General features: G+C 73.0%; 18 protein-coding genes. 10 read left to right on the forward strand and 8 right to left on the reverse strand.

Features of this window, described 5'->3' with window-relative positions; all coding sequences use genetic code 11:
• Positions 1-110: 110 nt before the first annotated feature.
• Both ACH4E8_RS03655 and ACH4E8_RS03660 read left to right on the forward strand, forming a co-directional pair.
• Positions 111-1,865, forward strand: coding sequence for an acetyl/propionyl/methylcrotonyl-CoA carboxylase subunit alpha (locus tag ACH4E8_RS03655; protein WP_398443959.1), 1,755 nt, complete (start codon positions 111-113; stop codon positions 1,863-1,865).
• A 116-nt stretch (positions 1,866-1,981) separates the two neighbouring features.
• Positions 1,982-2,596, forward strand: coding sequence for a TetR/AcrR family transcriptional regulator (locus tag ACH4E8_RS03660; protein WP_398444730.1), 615 nt, complete (start codon positions 1,982-1,984; stop codon positions 2,594-2,596).
• Positions 2,597-2,922: 326 nt separating this feature from the next.
• Here the strand turns inward: ACH4E8_RS03660 and ACH4E8_RS03665 are convergent, their stop codons facing one another.
• Entirely contained in the window at positions 2,923-3,861 is a 939-nt protein-coding gene (locus ACH4E8_RS03665) for a DeoR/GlpR family DNA-binding transcription regulator (RefSeq protein WP_398444732.1), read from the reverse strand.
• 243 nt (positions 3,862-4,104) lie between these two features.
• Positions 4,105-5,544, reverse strand: coding sequence for an NAD(P)H-quinone dehydrogenase (locus ACH4E8_RS03670; RefSeq protein ID WP_398443961.1), 1,440 nt, complete (start codon positions 5,542-5,544; stop codon positions 4,105-4,107).
• Positions 5,545-5,810: 266 nt separating this feature from the next.
• Here ACH4E8_RS03670 and ACH4E8_RS03675 point away from each other — a divergent pair, with 266 nt between their 5' ends.
• The 4 genes from ACH4E8_RS03675 (at position 5,811) to ACH4E8_RS03690 (ending at position 10,673) form a co-directional block, all read left to right on the forward strand.
• Complete coding sequence (locus ACH4E8_RS03675) at positions 5,811-6,248, forward strand: gamma-glutamylcyclotransferase (protein WP_361961133.1); 438 nt, start codon at positions 5,811-5,813, stop codon at positions 6,246-6,248.
• Positions 6,249-6,374: 126 nt separating this feature from the next.
• Positions 6,375-7,202: a purine-nucleoside phosphorylase gene (locus tag ACH4E8_RS03680; protein ID WP_398444734.1), complete on the forward strand. Its 828-nt coding sequence runs from the start codon at positions 6,375-6,377 to the stop codon at positions 7,200-7,202.
• A gap of 67 nt (positions 7,203-7,269) precedes the next feature.
• Positions 7,270-8,922, forward strand: coding sequence for a phospho-sugar mutase (locus tag ACH4E8_RS03685; RefSeq protein WP_398443963.1), 1,653 nt, complete (start codon positions 7,270-7,272; stop codon positions 8,920-8,922).
• A gap of 530 nt (positions 8,923-9,452) precedes the next feature.
• Positions 9,453-10,673, forward strand: a complete 1,221-nt coding sequence (locus ACH4E8_RS03690) for a mannosyltransferase family protein (RefSeq protein WP_398443965.1) — start codon at positions 9,453-9,455, stop codon at positions 10,671-10,673.
• An 11-nt stretch (positions 10,674-10,684) separates the two neighbouring features.
• On the opposite strand, the gene ACH4E8_RS03695 is transcribed toward ACH4E8_RS03690, so the two are convergent.
• The gene (locus tag ACH4E8_RS03695; RefSeq protein ID WP_398443967.1) at positions 10,685-11,323 is read right to left on the reverse strand and encodes a PH domain-containing protein; all 639 of its coding nucleotides are present in this window, start codon (positions 11,321-11,323) and stop codon (positions 10,685-10,687) included.
• Positions 11,320-12,003: a uridine kinase gene (locus tag ACH4E8_RS03700; RefSeq protein ID WP_398443969.1), complete on the reverse strand. Its 684-nt coding sequence runs from the start codon at positions 12,001-12,003 to the stop codon at positions 11,320-11,322. The genes ACH4E8_RS03695 and ACH4E8_RS03700 overlap by 4 nt, the downstream gene beginning before the upstream one ends.
• A gap of 130 nt (positions 12,004-12,133) precedes the next feature.
• Between ACH4E8_RS03700 and ACH4E8_RS03705 the strand changes: the two genes are divergently transcribed.
• Positions 12,134-12,547: a hypothetical protein gene (locus tag ACH4E8_RS03705; RefSeq protein WP_398443971.1), complete on the forward strand. Its 414-nt coding sequence runs from the start codon at positions 12,134-12,136 to the stop codon at positions 12,545-12,547.
• A 74-nt stretch (positions 12,548-12,621) separates the two neighbouring features.
• Here ACH4E8_RS03705 and ACH4E8_RS03710 read toward each other — a convergent pair whose 3' ends face one another.
• The 4 genes from ACH4E8_RS03710 to ACH4E8_RS03725 form a co-directional block, all read right to left on the reverse strand.
• Positions 12,622-13,512, reverse strand: a complete 891-nt coding sequence (locus tag ACH4E8_RS03710; protein WP_398443972.1) for an aldehyde dehydrogenase family protein — start codon at positions 13,510-13,512, stop codon at positions 12,622-12,624.
• Positions 13,505-14,941 carry an aldehyde dehydrogenase family protein gene (locus ACH4E8_RS03715; protein ID WP_398443974.1) on the reverse strand — a complete coding sequence of 479 codons (1,437 nt, stop codon included), beginning with the start codon at positions 14,939-14,941 and terminating at the stop codon, positions 13,505-13,507. The genes ACH4E8_RS03710 and ACH4E8_RS03715 overlap by 8 nt, the downstream gene beginning before the upstream one ends.
• A 5-nt stretch (positions 14,942-14,946) precedes the next feature.
• Positions 14,947-15,894 carry a deoxyribose-phosphate aldolase gene (gene deoC / locus ACH4E8_RS03720; RefSeq protein ID WP_398444736.1) on the reverse strand — a complete coding sequence of 316 codons (948 nt, stop codon included), beginning with the start codon at positions 15,892-15,894 and terminating at the stop codon, positions 14,947-14,949.
• A 483-nt stretch (positions 15,895-16,377) separates the two neighbouring features.
• Complete coding sequence (locus ACH4E8_RS03725; RefSeq protein ID WP_398443976.1) at positions 16,378-17,142, reverse strand: SigE family RNA polymerase sigma factor; 765 nt, start codon at positions 17,140-17,142, stop codon at positions 16,378-16,380.
• Positions 17,143-17,334: 192 nt separating this feature from the next.
• Between ACH4E8_RS03725 and afsQ1 the strand changes: the two genes are divergently transcribed.
• The 3 genes from afsQ1 to ACH4E8_RS03740 all read left to right on the forward strand — a co-directional run bounded on the left by afsQ1 (position 17,335) and on the right by ACH4E8_RS03740 (position 20,304).
• A complete protein-coding gene (gene afsQ1 / locus ACH4E8_RS03730) occupies positions 17,335-18,012 on the forward strand; it encodes a two-component system response regulator AfsQ1 (protein ID WP_361961111.1) in 678 nt (225 codons plus the stop codon).
• An 82-nt stretch (positions 18,013-18,094) separates the two neighbouring features.
• Entirely contained in the window at positions 18,095-19,666 is a 1,572-nt protein-coding gene (locus ACH4E8_RS03735) for an ATP-binding protein (protein WP_398443978.1), read from the forward strand.
• A complete protein-coding gene (locus ACH4E8_RS03740; RefSeq protein ID WP_398443980.1) occupies positions 19,663-20,304 on the forward strand; it encodes a hypothetical protein in 642 nt (213 codons plus the stop codon). The genes ACH4E8_RS03735 and ACH4E8_RS03740 overlap by 4 nt, the downstream gene beginning before the upstream one ends.
• Positions 20,305-20,605: the final 301 nt, after the last annotated feature.

Below are 20,605 nucleotides of genomic sequence, written 5' to 3' on the forward strand. Positions count from 1 at the left end.
TCGAGCGAGCCTCGAATCACGCTCCGTGTGGGCAAGCTCACCATAGGGGACGGGTCGAACGGCCGTGTCGGCAGTCCCTAAACTCGGCTTGTTTCAAGGAGGGAGCCAACGTGCGCAAGGTGCTCATCGCCAACCGAGGCGAAATCGCGGTCCGCGTCGCCAGGGCATGCCGTGACGCCGGCATCGCGAGCGTAGCCGTCTACGCCGATCCGGACCGGGACGCCCTGCACGTCCGCGCGGCCGACGAGGCGTTCGCCCTGGGCGGTGACACCCCGGCGGCCAGCTATCTGGACATGGGGAAGGTCCTCCAGGCGGCGAAGGACTCGGGCGCGGACGCGATCCACCCGGGCTACGGCTTCCTGTCCGAGAACGCCGAGTTCGCCCAGGCCGTGCTGGACGCCGGGCTGACCTGGATCGGTCCGCCGCCCGCCGCGATCCGGGACCTCGGCGACAAGGTCGCCGCCCGGCACATCGCCCAGCGCGCCGGCGCGCCGCTGGTCGCGGGCACGCCCGACCCGGTCGCGGGCGCGGACGAGGTCGTCGACTTCGCCCGGGAGAACGGCCTGCCGATCGCGATCAAGGCCGCCTTCGGCGGCGGCGGTCGCGGCCTGAAGGTCGCCCGCACCCTGGAAGAGGTGCCGGAGCTGTACGACTCGGCCGTCCGCGAGGCGGTCGCCGCGTTCGGTCGGGGCGAGTGCTTCGTCGAGCGCTACCTCGACAAGCCGCGGCACGTCGAGACGCAGTGCCTGGCCGACCAGCACGGCAACGTCGTGGTGGTCTCCACCCGGGACTGCTCCCTCCAGCGCCGGCACCAGAAGCTGGTGGAGGAGGCCCCGGCCCCGTTCCTGACGGACGAGCAGAACGCGGAGCTGTACCGCGCTTCCAAGGCCATCCTCAAGGAGGCGGGATACGTCGGCGCCGGCACGGTCGAGTTCCTCGTCGGCCTCGACGGCACGATCTCCTTCCTGGAGGTCAACACCCGGCTCCAGGTCGAGCACCCGGTCACCGAAGAGGTCACCGGCATCGACCTGGTGCGCGAGATGTTCCGCATCGCCGACGGCGAGGAGCTGGGCTACGACGACCCGCCGCTGCGCGGCCACTCCTTCGAGTTCCGGATCAACGGCGAGGACCCGGGTCGCAACTTCCTGCCCGCGCCGGGCACCGTGACCTCCTTCGTCCCGCCGACCGGCCCCGGCGTCCGGCTGGACGCGGGCGTCGAGTCCGGCAGCGTCATCGGCCCCGCGTGGGACTCCCTGCTCGCCAAGCTGGTCATCACCGGCGCCACCCGCGAGCAGGCGCTCCAGCGCGCCGCCCGGGCGCTGGCCGAGTTCCAGGTCGAGGGCATGGCGACCGCCATCCCCTTCCACCGTGCCGTGGTCGTCGACCCCGACTTCACCAGCGACCCGTTCCGGGTGCACACCCGCTGGATCGAGACCGAGTTCGTCAACGAGATCCCGGCGTTCACCGCGTCCGGGGACGCGGAGGCGGATGAGGAGTCGGGCCGCGAGACCGTCGTCGTCGAGGTCGGCGGCAAGCGCCTGGAGGTCTCGCTCCCCGCGCACCTGGGCATGACGCTGGCCCGTACGGGCCTGGCGGCGGGTGCGAAGCCCAAGCGGCGCGCGGCCCGCAAGTCCGCGTCCGCGGCGTCCGGCGACACCCTCGCGTCCCCGATGCAGGGCACGATCGTGAAGGTCGCCGTCGAGGAGGGCCAGCAGGTGCAGGAGGGCGACCTGGTCGTCGTCCTGGAGGCGATGAAGATGGAGCAGCCGCTGAACGCGCACCGCGCGGGCACCGTCAAGGGGCTGGCCGCGGAGGTCGGCGCCGCGATCTCCTCCGGCGCGGCGATCTGCGAGATCAAGGACTGACCCGCTGGTACGGCCCGAGTCGTGACGGAGGGCCCGTACGGTCGTCGATGACCGTGCGGGCCCTCCGTCGGCTCGGTGGCGAACTGGAGCCGGAGCGAGGAAGGAACCGCACGATGATGCCGAGGTCGGGGACGGACGCCGACGGGGGTGCCGGGCCCGGGCGGGCCGGTGTTCCCGTCCGCCCCAAGCGGGCCGACGCGCGCCGCAACTACGACCGGTTGCTGGTCGAGGCCCGCGCCGTGTTCGCCGAGCGCGGCACGGACGCGTCCCTGGAGGAGATCGCCCGGCGCTCCGGCGTCGGCATCGGCACGCTGTACCGGCACTTCCCGAACCGGCACGCGATCATGAGCGCGGTCTTCCAGGACGCGCTCGCCGCCCTGCTGGACCGTTCGCGGGCGCTGGCCGACGCCCCCGACCCCTTCGCCGCGCTCGCCGACTGGCTGGGTGCGCTGATCGCCTGCTCCGGCGAGTACAACGGGATCTCCCGCGCGCTGATGTCCGCGTCCCACGACGCGGAGTCGGCGCTCTCCTCGTGCTGCGTGCCGTTGGCCGAGGCGGGCGACCGGCTGCTGCGGCGGGCGGTGGACGCCGGGGCGGTACGGGACGACGTGTCCATCGGCGACCTGATGCAACTCACCAACGCGATCGCCCTCGCGGCCGAGCAGTCCCCGTCCGACCCCGCCCTCTCGGACCGCCTCCTGGCCCTCACCCTCCGCGGCCTGCGCCACTGAACCCTGCGCTTGCCGCTGCGCTGGCAGGGGGTGGCGCGCCGGCGCCGTAACGGTGCGCGGTGACTGGCGTCCGCGGCCGGTCTGCGCCTGGCCGCGCCGTTCCGCCCCTCGGCCCCAGAGTGCCTGGGGAACCCGAGCGCCCCCAAGCCTCGCCGTCTTCCGGCGGGAGCGCTGGCCTCTGCGGCCCGGCGACGGGTTGCTCGCGCACTTCCGCCCTCTGTGCCCTGCGGGCACGGGGGGAGGAACCGCGTGACCAGCCGCAGACGGGCCGCACCCGCCAACGCACCCGCAGGGGCACCGCGGCTCCGGCCCGCAGGCCAAGCGCGCTAGCGGCGCAGGCCGGCGACCCGGGCGCCGCGGTCCATGCCGCCGCCTCCGCCGCCGCCACCCAGGCCGTCGCGTTCGAGCGCCGCGGCCGTGAGGCGGGCCGGGGAGCCGCCGCGGGTGCGGCGCTGGCCCGGTAGCGGGACCTCGCGGCGCGCAGCCCGTCCGCCCGGCTGCTCCGCCGCCGCGGGCCCCGTCGCCCCCGCCACCGCGATCTGGACGCCCTGGTCGGCCAGGGCTTGCAGCTCCGCCGCCGCGCGGTCGTCGTGCGCCGGTGGTTCGTCGGTGACCAGTCGGGTGATGACGTCCGTCGGCACGGTCTGGAACATGGTGTCCGCGCCCAGCTTGGTGTGGTCGGCGAGGACCACGACCTCCGCCGCCGCCTGCACCAGGGCCCGGTCGACGCTCGCGGAGAGCATGTTGGACGTGGACAGCCCGCGCTCGGCGGTCAGCCCGCTCCCGGACAGGAACGCCCGGGAGACCCGCAGCCCCTGGAGGGACTGCTCGGCACCGCTGCCGACCAGTGCGTAGTTCGAGCCGCGCAGGGTGCCGCCGGTCATCACGACCTCGACGCGGTTGGCGTGCGCCAGCGCCTGGGCGACCAGTAGGGAGTTGGTGACGACGGTGAGGCCGGGCACCCGGGCGAGCCGGCGGGCCAGCTCCTGGGTGGTGGTGCCCGCACCCACGACGATCGCCTCGCCCTCCTTGACGAGGCTCGCGGCGAGGTCGGCGATCGCGGTCTTCTCGGCGGTGGCCGACAGGGACTTCTGCGGGAAGCCGGACTCGCGGGTGAAGCCGCCCGGCAGCACCGCGCCGCCGTGGCGCCGGTCGAGGAGTCCTTCGGCCTCCAGGGCGCGCACGTCCCGACGTACGGTCACCTCGGAGGTCTGGACGACGCGGGCGAGCTCCCGGAGCGACACGGCTCCGTTGGCGCGCACCATTTCAAGGATCAGTTGGCGACGTTCTGCAGCGAACACGGAACTGACAGTAACCTGATCGGCCGACGCTTTTCAGCTCCATGCACCGATTAACGAGTTTTGCGCCCAGACGGTGCCACCGAGTGGTATGGAGGGGTCCACACCTGACCGTACCGAGGTCGGAAGGTGATCACCGGGCGAGCGAAAAGTGATCACTCGCCCGGGTTTGTCCCACCTTCACCACTCCGAACCCTTGCTCGGGCCGGCTCAGCCCTCGCCGGTCGCCTTCCGCGTCTGGAGCTGGCGCGCCACCTCCGCGATCGACCCCGACAGGGACGGGTACACGGTGAAGGCGTTGGCGATCTGCTCCACGGTCAGGTTGTTGTCGACCGCGAGCGAAATGGGGTGGATCAGCTCGCTCGCCCGCGGGGCCACCACGCAGCCGCCGACCACGATCCCGGTGCCCGGCCGGCAGAAGATCTTGACGAAGCCGTCCCGGATGCCCTGCATCTTGGCGCGGGCGTTCCGCAGCAGCGGCAGCTTGACGACCCGGGCGTCGATCAGCCCCGAGTCCACGTCCGCCTGTGTGTAGCCGACGGTCGCGATCTCCGGGTCCGTGAAGACGTTCGACGAGACGGTCTTCAGGTTCAGCGGCTGCACGGCGTCGCCGAGGAAGTGGTACATCGCGATGCGGCCCTGCATCGCCGCCACCGACGCGAGCGCGAACACCCCGGTGACGTCGCCGGCCGCGTACACGCCGGGGGCGCTGGTGCGGGAGACCTTGTCCGTCCAGATGTGGCCGGAGTCCTTGAGGCGCACGCCCGCCTCCTCCAGGCCCATCCCCGCGGAGTTGGGGATGGCGCCGACCGCCATCAGGCAGTGGGAGCCGGAGATGACCCGGCCGTCGGCGAGGGTGACCTCCACCCGGTCGCCGACCCGCTTGGCGGACTCGGCGCGGGAGCGGGCCATGACGTTCATCCCGCGGCGGCGGAAGACGTCCTCCAGCACGGCCGCCGCGTCCGGGTCCTCGCCGGGCAGCACCCGGTCGCGCGAGGAGACCAGGGTGACCCGGGAGCCGAGCGCCTGGTACGCGCCGGCGAACTCGGCGCCGGTGACGCCGGAGCCGACCACGATCAGCTCGTCGGGCAGCTCGTCGAGGTCGTAGACCTGGGTCCAGTTCAAGATGCGCTCGCCGTCGGGGAGCGCGTCGGGGATCTCGCGCGGGTGACCGCCGGTGGCGATGAGGACGGCGTCCGCGGTCAGCCGCTCCTCGGTGCCGTCGGCCGCGGTGACGACGACGGTGCGCGAGCCGTCCGCGGCCTGCTGGCCCTCCAGCCGCCCGCGCCCGCGCACCACCCGGGCGCCGGCCCGGGTCACGGACGCGGTGATGTCGTGGGACTGGGCGAGCGCGAGCCGCTTCACCCGTCGGTTCACCTTGCCGAGGTCGACGCCGACCACCCGGGCCGACTGCTCCAGCGGCGGGGTGTCGTCGGCGACGATGATGCCGAGCTCCTCGTAGGAGGAGTCGAAGGTGGTCATCACCTCGGCGGTGGCGATCAGGGTCTTCGAGGGGACGCAGTCGGTCAGCACGGACGCGCCGCCGAGGCCGTCGCAGTCGACGACGGTCACCTCCGCGCCGAGTTGGGCGCCCACCAGGGCCGCCTCGTATCCGCCGGGTCCGCCGCCGATGATCACGATCCGGGTCACTGGGGTTACGCCTCGCGCTCTCGTTCGGTCCGGGTGGGTGTGCGGGTGCCTGCCGTGCGGGCCCCGTCGTGCGTCCCGCCGGACTGGAGTACGTACCCCATTGTCCCGCACGCATCAACCTGCCCCGCGCCCGGGCCGGCATTCGCCCGCCCCGGCCCGCCGACCCGCCCCTCTCCCCCGGTGCAGAACGCCGCAGACCGTCGCGGAACGCCGGGAAACACAGCGGACAAGGCAACCACCCGCGCCCCTCCCGTACCCTCGATCCCATGTCGCTCTACGCCGCGTACGCCGGCAACCTCGACGCGCGGCTGATGTCCCGCCGCGCACCGCACTCCCCGCTGCGCGGCACGGGCTGGCTGAACGGCTGGCGGCTGACCTTCGGCGGCGAGCAGCTCGGCTGGGAGGGAGCGCTCGCCACGATCGTGGAGGCGCCGCGCTCCCAGGTCTTCGTGGCCCTCTACGACATCGCCCCGATGGACGAGGACTCGATGGACCGTTGGGAGGGCGTCGGCCTCGACATCTACCGGCGGATGCGGATCCGCGTCCACACCCTGGACGGCGAGGAGCCGGCCTGGACGTACGTCCTGAACGGCTACGAGGGCGGGCTGCCCTCGGCGCGCTACCTGGGCGAGATGGCGGACGCGGCGGAGTCGGCCGGCGCGCCGCACGACTACGTGATGGAACTGCGCAAGCGCCCCTGCTGAAGCCGCGGGCGCCCGAACTCTGGGCGGCTTCGTCGGAAACGACAAGACAACGATCCGTGCGTCCGTGCCTTCTTCATCTACGCGCGTAGGGAATCTGGGGCTACCCTCATTCGCGTGAACGCACATGTGAATCCGGAGCTCAACGGCGCTGCTGACGCCCCCCACGATCCGCGCGTCGCGGCCGACGCCGCCGCCGCGCGGCTGCGCGAGCTGACCGGCGCCGAAACCCACGACGTGGCCCTCGTGATGGGCTCCGGCTGGGCACCGGCCGTCGACGCACTGGGCGCGCCCGAGTCCGAGTTCCCGGTCACCGAGGTGCCGGGCTTCCCGCCGCCCGCGGTCGCCGGCCACGGCGGCCGGATCCGCTCGTACCGCATCGGCGACAAGCGGATCCTGGTCTTCCTGGGCCGTACGCACTACTACGAGGGCCGGGGCGTCGCCGCGGTCGCCCACGGCGTGCGCACCGCGGTCGCCGCCGGCTGCAAGACGGTGATCCTGACGAACGGCTGCGGTGGTCTGCGCGAGGGCATGCGCCCCGGTCAGCCGGTCCTCATCAGCGACCACATCAACCTCACCGCCACCTCCCCCATCGTCGGCGCCAACTTCGTCGACCTCACCGACCTGTACTCGCCGCGGCTGCGCGCGCTGTGCAAGGAGGTGGACCCCTCCCTGGAGGAGGGCGTGTACGTCCAGTTCACCGGCCCGCACTACGAGACCCCCGCCGAGATCAACATGGTCCGCGCGATCGGCGGCGACCTGGTGGGCATGTCCACGGTGCTGGAGGCCATCGCGGCGCGCGAGGCCGGCGCCGAGGTGCTGGGCATCTCGCTCGTCACCAACCTCGCCGCAGGGCTCTCCGGCGAGCCGCTGAACCACGAAGAGGTGCTCCAGGCCGGCCGTGACTCCGCGGCGCGCATGGGCGAACTGCTGACCCGGGTCCTGTCCCGCGTCTGACAGGGTCGAGCCCGGGTCCGACCCGGGCTCGAAGGCGTACGCGAGGAACGACGAGAGGCGGACGGACGTGCAGCAGGACCTCATGGAGCGGGCCGCGACCTGGCTCGCCGAGGACCCTGACCCCGACACCCGTACGGAGTTGGCGGAGCTGATCGAGGCGGCTCGGGCCGGCGGTGACACCGCCGAGTTGGCGGCGCGCTTCGCCGGCACGCTCCAGTTCGGCACCGCCGGGCTCCGCGGCGAGTTGGGCGCCGGGCCGATGCGGATGAACCGCGCGGTAGTGATCCGCGCCGCCGCCGGGCTCGCCGCGTACCTCAAGGCCGAGGGGCAGGGCGACGGCCTGGTCGTCATCGGGTACGACGCGCGCTACAAGTCCGCCGACTTCGCGCGGGACACCGCCGCGGTGATGGTGGGCGCGGGGCTGCGGGCCGCGGTGCTGCCGCGCCCGCTGCCGACCCCCGTGCTCGCCTTCGCCATACGGCACCTGGGCGCCGTCGCGGGCGTCGAGGTCACCGCGTCGCACAACCCGCCGCGCGACAACGGCTACAAGGTGTACCTCGGGGACGGCTCGCAGATCGTGCCGCCCGCGGACACCGGGATCGCCGCGGAGATCGACGCGGTCGCGGGCCTCGCCGACGTGCCGCGCGCCGAGTCCGGCTGGCAGGTGCTGGGCGACGAGGTGCTCACGGCGTACCTGGAGCGCACCGACGCGGTCCTCACCGCGGGCTCCCCGCGCACCGCGACCACCGTCTACACCGCGCTGCACGGCGTGGGCCGGCCGGTGCTGGAGGCGGCGTTCGCCCGGGCCGGCTTCCCCGCGCCGGTGCCGGTGGCCGAGCAGGCGGACCCGGACCCGGCGTTCCCGACGGTCGCCTTCCCGAACCCGGAGGAGCCGGGCGCGATGGACCTGGCGTTCGCCGCGGCCCGCCGCGTCCGCCCGGACCTGATCATCGCGAACGACCCGGACGCGGACCGCTGCGCCGTCGCCGTGCCCCACGAGGGCGACTGGCGCATGCTGCGCGGCGACGAGGTGGGCGCGCTGCTCGCGGCGCACCTCGTCCGCTCCGGCGCGCGCGGCGCCTTCGCCGAGTCGATCGTCTCCTCCTCCCTCCTCGGCCGGATCGCGGACGCCGCGGGCCTGCCGTACGAGGAGACCCTGACCGGCTTCAAGTGGATCGCCCGCGTGGAGGGGCTGCGGTACGGGTACGAGGAGGCCCTCGGCTACTGCGTCGACCCCGAGGGCGTCCGCGACAAGGACGGCATCACGGCGGCGCTGCTGATCACGGAGCTGGCCTCGGTGCTGAAGGAGGAGGGCCGCACGCTCTCCGACCTCCTGGACGACCTCGCCGTCGAGCACGGCCTGCACGCGACGGACCAGTTGTCCGTGCGCGTCGACGACCTGGACGTCATCCGCACGGCGATGGCCCGCCTGCGGTCGGCGCCGCCGGTGGAGCTGGCGGGGCTCGCGGTGACCTCGGCGGAGGACTTGGCGCGGGGCGAAGGCGGGCTCCCGCCGACGGACGGCCTCCGCTACCACCTCGCCGGCGACTACCGCGCCCGCGTGATCGTCCGCCCCAGCGGTACGGAGCCCAAGCTCAAGTGCTACCTGGAGGTCGTGATCCCGGTCCCCGACCACGCGTCCCTCCCCTCGTCCCGCACCCGGGCAACGGAGCTCCTGACCACCTTGAAGCACGACTTCGCCAAGTCTGCGGGCGTCTAGGCACGCCGGCACCGTCTCCCTGCGGGGTGCTTTGGTCCGTGCGGCCCGGCGGTGGGTTGCCCGCGCGGTTCCGCCCCCTGTGCCCTGCGGGCACGGGGGGACCCCCAGCGCCCAAAAACCCACCCGCCGTTTCCCTGCGGGAGCGTTGTCCCCTGCGGCCCGGTGGTGGGCTGTTCGCGCAGTTCCCCGCGCCCCTGATTTCGCTGCCCCCGTCACTTAGGTGCAGGCCGGGGCGGAGGCTTTTAGGGGCGCTGGGGGTCCCCCCGTGCGCAGGGCACAGGGGGCGGAACTGCGCGACAAGCCCCACCGGGCCGCACGGACCAACGCACCCCGCAGGGAATCCGCCGGGAAGCCCAGTGCAACGCACTCCGCGGGGGCGAACAGTTATCGGACGGGCGCCGAGCGCGCTGCACCGCGCGGGTGATTCTTGTACGCGGGGGCCGCGCGACGGAGCGGGGCGGGCGCCGGCCGGGCAATGGTGGCCCGGGAGCGCCGACGAGGGCGCGCCGAGCCACCAGGAGCACCCGCCGTTGTCACCCGCAGCGACCGTACGCGCGTACGTACCCGCTTCCCGACGCACGCCCCGTCCGACGGGCCCCTTCCGCCGGCGCCGCACCCCGCGGCACCGGGCCCGGGTGCTGCGTTCGCTGCGCTCCGCCGCCCCCGCGCTCCTCGCGTACCTCGTCGTGCGGCTGGTGGGCCTCGCGGTGCTCGCCCGGCTGGCGCACGCCAAGGGGCACGGGGTGTGGCCGACGCTGGCGACGTCCTGGGACTCGAACTGGTACCTCGGGATCGCCGACCACGGCTACACCCACGAACTCGGCACCCGCGTCAACGCGAACAACCTCGCCTTCTTCCCCCTCTACCCGCTGCTCGTGAAGGCGTTCGCGGCCGTCAGCCCGGGCTCCCGCGCCTCCGTGGCGCTGGTGCTCTCCGTGGGGTGCTCGTTCGTCGCGGCGTGGGGCGTCCACGCGGTCGGGGAGCGCCTGCACGGCCGGCGCGTGGGCACGTTGCTGGTGGTGCTGTGGGGCGCGTTCCCCGTCGCGGTCGTGCAGTGGATGGGGTACACGGAGTCCCTGTTCACCGCGCTCGCCGCGTGGTCGCTGTACGCGGTCCTCACCGGCCGCTGGCTCGCGGCGGGCGTGCTGGCGTGCCTGGCGGGGCTGGCCCGCCCCACGGGCGTGGCGCTCGCCGCCGCGGTGATGCTGGCTGCGCTGTTGTCCTGCCGGCGCCGCCACGGCGGCCCCCGCGCGCCGGCGCTCGTGGGCGCGGCCCTCGCGCCGCTGGGGTGGCTGGGGTTCGTGGGGTGGGTGGGTGCCCGGGTCGGCCGGGTCGACGGGTACTTCGCCGTACAGCGGCTGTGGAAGAACGAGTGGGACGGCGGCCGGGCGACCGTGCTGGAGCTGCGGCAGCAGTTGTTCTACGAGCCGCGCCCGCAGCTCTTCGTGCTTGCGGTCTCCGCGTGCCTGGTGCTCGGCGTCGTGCTGTACGCGCTGTGCGTCGCGGACCGGCAGCCGCTGCCGCTGCTGGTGTTCACCGGCGTGCTGCTGCTGGTGGTGCTGGGCAGCGCGGGCGTGTACTTCCCGCGGGCCCGCTTCCTGCTGCCCGGCTTCCCGCTGCTGCTTCCGCTCGCCCTGGCGCTGGCCCGGGCCCGCCGCCGGTCGACGGTGGCGGTGGTGCTGACGGGGGCCACCATGTTGTCGGCCTGGCTGGGCGCCCACATGCTCCTGGTCTGGCCGGGGCCCCCGTAGTCGGCTCGTCGTCAGCTCGCCACGGAGAGGACCACCAGCACCAGCGCGCCCGCCAGGGTCGGCGCGAGGACCTCGTACGACCAGCGGACCGAGATCCCGTCCTGGCCGCCCTGCTCGCGCCGTCCGCCCTGCTCCGTGCCGTACCGCTCGAACAGGTCGCGCATCTCGTCGATCGCCTCGTCCGCCTGTGCCCGCTGCACCGGCCGCAGCTCCGTCTCGCGGCCCTGCTGCTGGTCGCGTTCGCGCTTCATCTGCTGTCGGCTGGCGCGCTTGCGCTGGCGCAGGGAGACCGGGATCGCCCACATCGGGAACTTGGCGCCGTCCTTGGAGACGACCTCGGTGGAGTACGCGGCCCGGATCTGGCCGACCGCGCTCCACGGCAGGGTGATCGTCCGGAACGGGTTCCTGATCCGGACCCGGTCCTCGTTGGCGAACACCGCGGGCCGCAGGGTGAACGCGATGACCAGCGGCGCGGCGAAGAGGACGCCCGCGATGGCGTACACCGGCGTCAGGCCGTCGCCGCGGAAGACCGCGTCCCCGCCGAGCCAGGCCATCAGCGCCAGCAGCAGCCCACCGCCCACCATGCCCGAAGTCGACCGGTACGCGCGGTCGGCGTGGGTGGGCGCTTCGGACGACTTCGGCTTGCTCATGCGTCCGATTCTGCCGTACGACCGGAAACGGGCGCGCCGGCGGGCGGCACCGCGGGCCGGTGGCGCCCCGCCGCGGCCGCGGCCACCCGCCCCAGCGCCTCGTCCTTGCCGCAGGGGTGCGCGCCGAGCAGGGCCTGTCGGTTGACGATGCCGCGCTCGGCGCGCATCAGCCGCCAGCCGCGGCGCAGCAGGAAGGGCACGGACTTGCGGCCCTCGCGCAGATCGCGCAGCAGCCGGCGCCGGAAGGTGGTGGCGGGGCGTCCGCGCAGGCAGATCGCGTCGGCGAGGACGCCGAGTTCCTGGCAGCGGGTGACGATGTCGGCGGCGAAGATCCCCTCGGCGACGAAGAGCGGGGTGCGGTCGACGGCGAGGGCGTCCCGGCCGACGCGGGCGCTGGTGGCGATGTCGTACACCGGCACGTACGTGCGTCCGGTGCGGCACAGCTCCTCGATCGCCGCCACGGCCGCGTCCGCGTCCCACGACTTCGGGGAGTCCCAGTCGATGTCGGAGCTGTCGGGGACGAGCGGCAGGGTCGGGTCGTCGCACTCCTTGTAGAAGTCGTCGAGCCGCAGCACCGGCAGTCCCGTGCGCGCGGCCAGCGACGACTTCCCGGAGCCGGAGGGGCCCGCGAGCAGCAGCACGCGGGTGGCCGGGGAGGGTTGGGCGGGGATCGCAGTCACGGAACACCAGTGTGAGGCATTGCCCCGTGAAGGGGACCCACCGGGGAGGCGGTGGATCCGACGCCATCGCCTCAAATACCCTATGTGTCCGATCCATTACCCTCAGGCACAGATTGGTAGGCAGTCAGCCATGACCTCGCAGACCCCCTCCACCCCCCGACGGTTCGCCCTCGGTGCCGGGCTGACCGTCGCCGCGGTGGCCGCCGCTCTCGGCGCGGGCCAGACGGCGGCGCAGGCGGCCCCCGTCGCCGTGCCCGTGGGTGAACTCGGCGGCCTCGACGTGCTGGGCAGCGCCCTGTCGGGGCCGGGCGCCGGTGTGACGACCGCGCTCACGAACTCGGTGAGCGGCCTCGGCTACCTCAAGGAGCACCAGATCAACCCGCTGGCGCAGACGGGCGTCGACCCCCTGGCGAACGGCGTGGGCACCCAGGTCGCGGACTTCAAGCCGGTGGGTACGGACCTGGTGACGGGCCCGCTCTCGGACGGCGGCGCGCTGAAGGACCTGCCGGTCGTCGGCGGCTTGGTGCAGACCCTGCCGTTGTAGCCGCAGCGCGCGAGGGCCCTGCGGCCGTTCCGTGGAACGGTCGCAGGGCCCTCGGAGGTCAGCCGGTCAGGGACTCAGTACGACGAGCCCGCCGCGCCCAGGGCACCCGTGGGGTGCCACACCGTCTTCGTCTCCAGGAAGGCGGTCAGCCGGCCGGTGCCGGGGTCCGCGGCGAAGTCCACCGGACCCGGCCGCAGCACCCGCTTCATGTTGTCCGCCGCCGCGACCTCCAACTCCTTGGCCAGGGCCGCGTCCGCGCCGGCCAGGTCGATCGCGTTGACGTCCTGGTGGGCCGCGAGCGGCGCCGCCAGTTCCGCCGTACGGCCGGAGAGCACGTTCACCACCCCGCCCGGGACGTCGGAGGTGGCCAGCACCTCGCCGAGGGAGAGCGCGGGCAGCGGGGCCCGCTCGCTGGCGACGACCACGGCGGTGTTGCCGGTGGCGATCACCGGGGCGAGCACCGACACCAGGCCCAGGAAGGACGACTCCTGGGGGGCGAGGACCGCGACGACCCCGGTCGGCTCGGGCGTGGAGAGGTTGAAGTACGGGCCGGCGACCGGGTTCGCCCCGCCGACCACCTGTGCGATCTTGTCGGTCCAGCCGGCGTACCAGACCCAGCGGTCGACCGTCGCGTCCACGACGGCCGCCGCCTTCGACTTCGAAAGCCCCTCCGCCGCCGCGACCTCGCGGACGAACTGCTCGCGCCGGCCCTCCAGCATCTCCGCGACGCGGTACAGCACCTGTCCGCGGTTGTACGCGGTCGCGCCGGACCAGCCGCCGAACGCCTTGCGGGCCGCGACGACGGCGTCCCGGGCGTCCTTGCGGGAGGAGAGCGGCGCGTTCGCCAGCCACGCACCGGACTTGGAGTCGGTCACCTCGTACACCCGGCCGCTCTCGGAACGGGGGAACTTGCCCCCGACGTACAGCTTGTAGGTCTTGAACACGCTCAGTCGGGACTCAGACATCGAGGTAAGCCTCCAGGCCGTGGCGACCGCCCTCGCGGCCGAAGCCCGACTCCTTGTAGCCGCCGAAGGGCGAGGTCGGGTCGAACTTGTTGAAGGTGTTGGCCCAGACGACGCCGGCGCGGAGCTTGTTCGCGACCGCGAGGATGCGGGAGCCCTTCTCCGTCCAGATGCCGGCGGAGAGTCCGTACTGGCTGTTGTTGGCCTTGGCGACGGCCTCGTCCGGGGTGCGGAAGGTGAGCACCGAGAGCACCGGGCCGAAGATCTCGTCCCGGGCCACGGTGTGCGCCTGGGTGACGCCGGTGAACAGCGTGGGGGCGAACCAGTAGCCGTTGGACGGCAGTTCGCACGGGGCGCTCCAGCGCTCCGCGCCCTCCGCCTCGCCGGTCTCGGCGAGCGCGGTGATCCGGGCGAGCTGCTCGGCCGAGTTGATCGCGCCGATGTCGGTGTTCTTGTCGAGCGGGTCGCCCAGGCGAAGGGTGGCGAGCCGGCGCTTGAGCGCGTCCAGCAGCTCGTCCTGGATCGACTCCTGGACCAGCAGGCGCGAGCCGGCGCAGCAGACCTGGCCCTGGTTGAAGAAGATGCCGCTCACGATGCCCTCGACGGCCTGGTCGATCGGGGCGTCGTCGAAGACGATGTTCGCGCCCTTGCCGCCCAGCTCCAGGGTGAGCTTCTTGGCGCTGCCGGCGACCTGCCGGGCGATGGCCTTGCCGACGGCGGTGGAGCCGGTGAAGGCGACCTTGGCGACGTCCGGGTGGGCGACCAGCGCCGCGCCGGTGCGGCCGTCGCCGGTGACGATGTTGACGACGCCCTTCGGCAGTCCGGCCTGCCGGCAGATGTCGGCGAAGAACAGCGCGGACAGCGGGGTCGTCTCGGCCGGCTTCAGCACGACGGTGTTGCCGGTGGCCAGCGCGGGGGCGATCTTCCACGCCAGCATCAGCAGCGGGAAGTTCCACGGGATGACCTGCCCGGCCACCCCGAGCGGCTTCGGGTCCGGGCCGAAGCCCGCGTGGTCCAACTTGTCGGCCCAGCCGGCGTAGTAGAAGAAGTGCGCGGCGACCAGCGGCAGGTCCACGTCCCGGGTCTCCCGGATCGGCTTGCCGTTGTCCAGGGTCTCCAGGACGGCCAGCTCGCGGCTGCGCTCCTGGATGATCCGGGCGATCCGGAACAGGTACTTGCCGCGCTCCGCACCGGGCAGCGCCGACCACTTCTCGAACGCCTTGCCGGCGGCCCGCACCGCGCGGTCCACGTCCGCCTCGGTCGCCTGCACGTACTCCGCGAGGACCTCCTCCGTCGCGGGCGCGAGGGTCTTGTGCCGCTCGTCGCCCGAGCCGTCGGTGAACTCCCCGTCGATGAAGAGGCCGTACGCGGGCGCGATGTCGACGACCGCGCGCGACTCGGGCGCGGGGGCGTACTCAAATGGATTCGTCATCGGGCTCAGTCCACCGTTACGTAGTCGGGGCCGGAGTAGCGGCCGGTCGCCAGCTTCTGGCGCTGCATCAGCAGGTCGTTGAGCAGGCTGGAGGCGCCGAAGCGGAACCAGTGCGGGTCCAGCCAGTCCGTGCCGGCGGTCTCGTTCACCAGCACCAGGAACTTCACCGCGTCCTTGCTGGTGCGGATGCCGCCCGCGGGCTTCACCCCCACCTGCACGCCGGTCTGCGCCCGGAAGTCGCGGACGGCCTCCAGCATCAGCAGGGTGTTCGCCGGGGTGGCGTTGACCGCGACCTTGCCGGTCGAGGTCTTGATGAAGTCGGCGCCGGCGAGCATGCCGAGCCAGGAGGCGCGGCGGATGTTGTCGTACGTGGACAGCTCGCCGGTCTCGAAGATGACCTTCAGCCGGGCCGGGCCCGCGGCCTCCTTGACGGCGACGATCTCCTCGAACACCTTCAGGTAGCGGCCGGCGAGGAAGGCGCCGCGGTCGATGACCATGTCGATCTCGTCGGCCCCGGCGGCGACCGCGTCCCGGGTGTCCGCGAGCTTCACGCCGAGCGCGGCGCGGCCCGCGGGGAAGGCGGTGGCGACGGACGCGACCTTGACGTCGGCGCCGCCCAGCGCCTCCTTCGCGGTGGCCACCATGTCCGGATAGACGCAGACGGCGGCGGTCGTCGGCGCGGTCCGGTCGGTGGGGTCGGGCCACACGGCCTTGGCGGCGAGGGCCCGGACCTTGCCGGGGGTGTCCGCGCCTTCCAGGGTGGTGAGGTCGATCATCGAGACGGCCAGGTCGATGGCGTACGCCTTGGCGGACGTCTTGATCGACCGGGTCCCGAGGGAGGCGGCACGCGCTTCGAGTCCGACCGGGTCGACGCCGGGCAGCCCATGGAGGAACCGGCGAAGGGCCTGGTCGGACGCGGTCACGTCGGCGAGGGCGGAGGTGATGCGGGGCATGGTCACCACGAGAGCATATCTACGCGCGTAGCAGCCTGTACAGGGGAGTCACCGGAGAACGGGGAGCGGGGCCGGGAGCCGGGAGCCGAAGAAGAGGTACGGGCCCGGGAAGCGCAGATCCGGGAACGAGGCACGGGAAGCGAAGGCACGGGAGGGGAAGGCACGGGAGGGGAAGGCACGGGAGGGGAAGGCACGGGAGGGGAAGGCACGGGAGGGGAAGGCACGGGAGGGGAAGGCGGGGGAAAAAAGGACAAGGGGACAAGGGGAAAGGAGGAGCGGGGCCAGACAAGACCCCCCGGCCCGTCCAGCCCCGCTCAAAGGGTCCCCCACGAACCCTGTCCCCCGTGTCGGATGGCCCTGAAGTCCCCCCGGACCTCGTGCCACCCGGTCGATCGCGCCGCGTCCCCCGAAGCGAGCGCGCTCAGTTTCCCCCGTGGTCCCCCGACCTTCCCCCGTGGTCCCCCTCGTTTTCCCCCGTCGCCTTCAGGCCACCAGCTCGCCGAAGGACTCCTCCATGTCGCGGCCGAAGCTCAGGGCCTCGTCCTCCCGCATCCGGCGCAGCGAGCGCCAGATGCTGGACTTCACCGTGCCGACGCTGATGTCCAGGATCTCCGCGATCTCCGGGTCGGTGCGGCCCTCGTAGTAGCGCAGCACCAGCATCGTGCGCTGGAGTTCGGGCAGCCGGGCGAGCGCCTGCCACAGCACGGCCCGCAGTTCGGTCCCCCGCATCGCGTCGGTGTCGCTCGCCGTCTCCGGCAGCTCCTCCGTCGGGTACTCGTTGAGCTTGCGCCGGCGCCAGGCGCTGATGTGCAGATTGGTCATGGTGCGACGCAGGTAGCCCCCCACGGCCGCCTTGTCGCTGATCCGCTCCCAGGCCCGGTAGGTGGAGAAGAGCGCGCTCTGGAGCAGGTCCTCCGCCTCGAACCGGTCGCCCGTGAGGTGGTAGGCCGTGGCGTACAGCGAGGAGCGGCGCTCCTGGACGTACGCGGTGAACTCCGCCTCCGTGAGCGACTGCGCACTCGCCGCAGTCCCGGTCGCCCCCTTCGCGGCGGCCGGCTCGACCGACTCGTTCGCGGCGGCGGCGCCGTTCACGTCGACGACCGTCATGTACGGCGACGTCTTGTGCGGGCGGCCGGCGCTGCGGGCGCAGCCCCGTCCGGTCGCGACGCCGGCGCGGTCGGCGGCCCGGGTCATGTCGTGGAGGCGCGTGACAACAGCGGTTGAGGTGGTGCTGTGCAGCGTGTTCATCTCGCGCCCCCCGTCGAGTGGTGTCTGGGTTTCCCCGCCTTTCGCGTCTTGCCGTCGGCGATGACCACAAGCTTGCCGAGGCGATTTCATCGAGGTGTCCGCCGACTGTCACAGACCTGTCACAGGGCCCCCGCGGGAAGCGACCGGTGCACCGGTCGAACTCCGGGACGCCCATGGGTCAGAATGACCCCCGTGCCTTTCCTGTTGCTGATCGAGGACGACGACGCCATCCGCACGGCCCTCGAACTCTCCCTGACGCGCCAGGGCCACCGTGTGGCCACCGCGGCGACGGGCGAGGACGGCCTGAAACTGCTCCGCGAGCAGCGGCCCGATCTGATCGTGCTGGATGTCATGCTGCCCGGGATCGACGGCTTCGAGGTGTGCCGTCGCATCCGCCGTACCGACCAGTTGCCGATCATCTTGTTGACCGCGCGCAGCGACGACATCGACGTCGTCGTGGGGTTGGAGTCCGGGGCCGACGACTACGTCGTCAAGCCCGTCCAGGGCCGGGTCCTGGACGCCCGCATCCGCGCCGTGCTGCGGCGCGGGGAGCGCGAGGCCACGGACTCGGCGACCTTCGGCTCGCTGGTCATCGACCGCTCGGCGATGACGGTCACCAAGAACGGTGACGACCTCCAGCTCACGCCGACCGAGCTGAGACTCCTGCTGGAACTGAGCCGCAGACCGGGGCAGGCGCTGTCCCGGCAGCAGTTGCTGCGGCTGGTGTGGGAACACGACTACCTCGGGGACTCCCGACTGGTGGACGCCTGCGTGCAGCGGCTGCGGGCGAAGGTGGAGGACGTGCCCTCGTCCCCGACCTTGATCCGCACCGTCCGGGGCGTGGGCTACCGACTGGACGTCCCTCAGTGATCCGACCGTTCTGCCGGCCGCTCACCGGGCCACTCCCCCGACCGTCCCTGCCGCCGGGCCGCCTCCGCACGGGTGCCGCTCGGTGAGCCGTACCGCACGACGCTTCATACGCACCGGACTGCGCTGGACGAGCCTGCGGCTGCGGCTCGTGGTCGTCTTCGCCGTGGTCGCTCTGACCGCCGCCGTGTCGGCGTCCGGCATCGCGTACTGGCTCAACCGCGAGGCGGTGCTGACCCGTACGCAGGACTCGGCGATCGACGACTTCCGCGGCCAGATGCAGGGCCAGGCGGCGACGCTGCCGCTGAACGCGACCCAGGAGGAACTCCAGGCCGCGGCCGAGCAGATGAGCCACGGCAAGGCGGGTTACAACGTGCTCCTGATCGGGGAGCGCGCCAAGGGCAAGCCGGTGGCCGGGGCTTCCGACCCGGACGAGTTCACCTACGACGACGTGCCGCAGCGGCTGCGCGAGCAGGTGGGCAAGCGGCAGGCGACGGGAGCCGGCAACTCCGCCCCGTACCACCTGTACTGGCAGCGCATCGAGCGCGACGGCAAGCCGTACCTCGTCGGCGGCACCAAGATCGTCAACGGTGGTCCCACGGGCTTCCTCTTCAAGTCCCTCGACCAGGAGAGCAAGGACCTCAACACCCTGGCCTGGTCGCTCGGGATCGCGACCGCACTGGCGCTGGCCGGCTCGGCGCTGCTCGCGCAGGCCGCGGCGACGACGGTCCTCAAGCCGGTGCGCCGACTCGGCGACGCGGCCCGCAGGCTCGGCGAGGGCGAGCTCGACACCCGGCTGCGGGTCTCGGGCACGGACGAACTCGCGGAGCTGGCGCGCACCTTCAACAAGACCGCGGAGTCGTTGGAGAAGCAGGTCGCGGACATGAGCGCGCGGGAGGAGTCGAGCCGGCGCTTCGTCGCGGACATGTCCCACGAGCTGCGTACGCCGCTGACCGCGCTGACCGCGGTCACGGAGGTGCTGGAGGACGAGGTCGACAACCTGGACCCGATGATCGCGCCCGCGGTGAACCTGGTGGTGAGCGAGACCCGGCGGCTGGGCGACCTGGTGGAGAACCTGATGGAGGTGACCCGCTTCGACGCGGGCACCGCGAAGGTCGTCCTGGACACGGTGGACGTCGCCGACCAGGTCACGGCCTGCATCGACGCCCGGGCGTGGCTGGACGCGGTGGAGTTGGACGCCGAGCGCGGCATCATGGCGCGGCTGGACCCGCGGCGCCTCGACGTCATCCTCGCGAACCTGATCGGCAACGCGCTCAAGCACGGCGGCTCCCCGGTGCGGGTGTCGGTGCGCGCGGTGGACCCGAAGACGGGGGCGACCTCGCGCGAGAACACCGGCGGCGAGCTGGTGATCGAGGTGCGGGACCACGGCCCCGGCATCCCCGAGGACGTGCTGCCGCACGTCTTCGACCGCTTCTACAAGGCGAGCGCGTCCCGGCCTCGGTCCGAGGGCAGCGGGCTCGGGCTCTCCATCGCGGTGGAGAACGCGCACATCCACGGCGGCACCATCACGGCCGCGAACTCGCCGGACGGCGACGGCGCGGTGTTCGTGCTGCGGCTCCCGCGGCCCGATGCTCCGAACCCCGACCCCGACGCCGACGGTCAGGACCCGGAGCCCGGAGAGGAAGGCGTGCGGTGACGCGAGCAGTCGGCGACGGAACCGGCCGGGGCCGGCGGCCGTACGCCTGGTGCGCGCTGCTGGTGGGCGCGCTGGCGCTCACGGGCTGCGGCATCCGCCCCACCCAGGTGCCGGTCGACGGCGGCCCCGCGCCGTCGCGGGTGCCGTGCGAGGTGAGCGGCGGCGCGGTGGACCGGGCGCATCCGCAGGTGATCCCGGTACGGATCTACCTGGTCTGCGGCTCGCAACTGGTGGCCGTCGACCGTACGGCGAAGGCCCCGACGACGAGCTCGGGCGACCCGGCCCGCAGCACGCTCCAGGCGGCCCGGGCGGTGCTGGCGGAGTTGCAGCGGGAGCCGTCGGACGCGGAGCAGGAGGCGGGCTTCTCCACGCACGTCCCGAAGCCGATGACGATCGGCCCGGCCCGCGCCGACGACCCTCGGTCGGCCCTCCGTCTGAGCCGCCAGCCGGAGGACCTGGAGCCCCAGTCCCTGTCGCAACTCGTCTGCACGCTGGCGGAGAACCGGGTGGGCGTGCTGGACGGCGCGGTGCTGTTGGGCGGCCCGGGTTCGTACGCCCCCCGGGCGTACGACTGCCCCCCGGAGTCCAAATCCCGCCCCAAGGACCCCCTCCCGACCCGCTCCCCCTCACCGTCCTGAACCCACTTCCAGGCACTGCGCGATGCGCTGTGCGCCCTTTCGGCGTGCCCGCCGCTTCCTCTGCGGGTTGCGTTCGCCCCTGCGAGTGCATCGTGGTTGTTCGCGCAGTTCCGCCCCCCGTGCCCAGCGACCAGGGCATGGGTACTTAGGGGCGCGAGGAACTGCGCGAGCAACCAGAAGCCGGCCCGCGGGCGCCAACGCTCCCCCCGTACCCGCGCCCCGAGGGCACGGGGCACAGGGCGGGGAGCTCGCGGGCAACCAAAAGGCGCACGAGAAGCAGCGCGTGCAACCGGGAACCGGG

The sequence above is a fragment of the Streptomyces sp. NPDC017979 genome, from assembly GCF_044328175.1.
Taxonomy (GTDB): domain Bacteria; phylum Actinomycetota; class Actinomycetes; order Streptomycetales; family Streptomycetaceae; genus Streptomyces.

Coding starts and splice junctions, on each gene's coding strand:
- deoC (WP_398444736.1), bottom strand. CDS start 15,894: ATGCCCCGCATCACCTCCGCCCTCGCCGACGTGACCGCGTCCGACCAG.
- ACH4E8_RS03725 (WP_398443976.1), bottom strand. CDS start 17,142: ATGAACACGCTGCACAGCACCACCTCAACCGCTGTTGTCACGCGCCTC.
- ACH4E8_RS03695 (WP_398443967.1), bottom strand. CDS start 11,323: ATGAGCAAGCCGAAGTCGTCCGAAGCGCCCACCCACGCCGACCGCGCG.
- ACH4E8_RS03660 (WP_398444730.1), top strand. CDS start 1,982: ATGCCGAGGTCGGGGACGGACGCCGACGGGGGTGCCGGGCCCGGGCGG.
- ACH4E8_RS03705 (WP_398443971.1), top strand. CDS start 12,134: ATGACCTCGCAGACCCCCTCCACCCCCCGACGGTTCGCCCTCGGTGCC.
- ACH4E8_RS03675 (WP_361961133.1), top strand. CDS start 5,811: ATGTCGCTCTACGCCGCGTACGCCGGCAACCTCGACGCGCGGCTGATG.
- ACH4E8_RS03665 (WP_398444732.1), bottom strand. CDS start 3,861: ATGGTGCGCGCCAACGGAGCCGTGTCGCTCCGGGAGCTCGCCCGCGTC.
- ACH4E8_RS03715 (WP_398443974.1), bottom strand. CDS start 14,941: ATGACGAATCCATTTGAGTACGCCCCCGCGCCCGAGTCGCGCGCGGTC.
- ACH4E8_RS03710 (WP_398443972.1), bottom strand. CDS start 13,512: ATGTCTGAGTCCCGACTGAGCGTGTTCAAGACCTACAAGCTGTACGTC.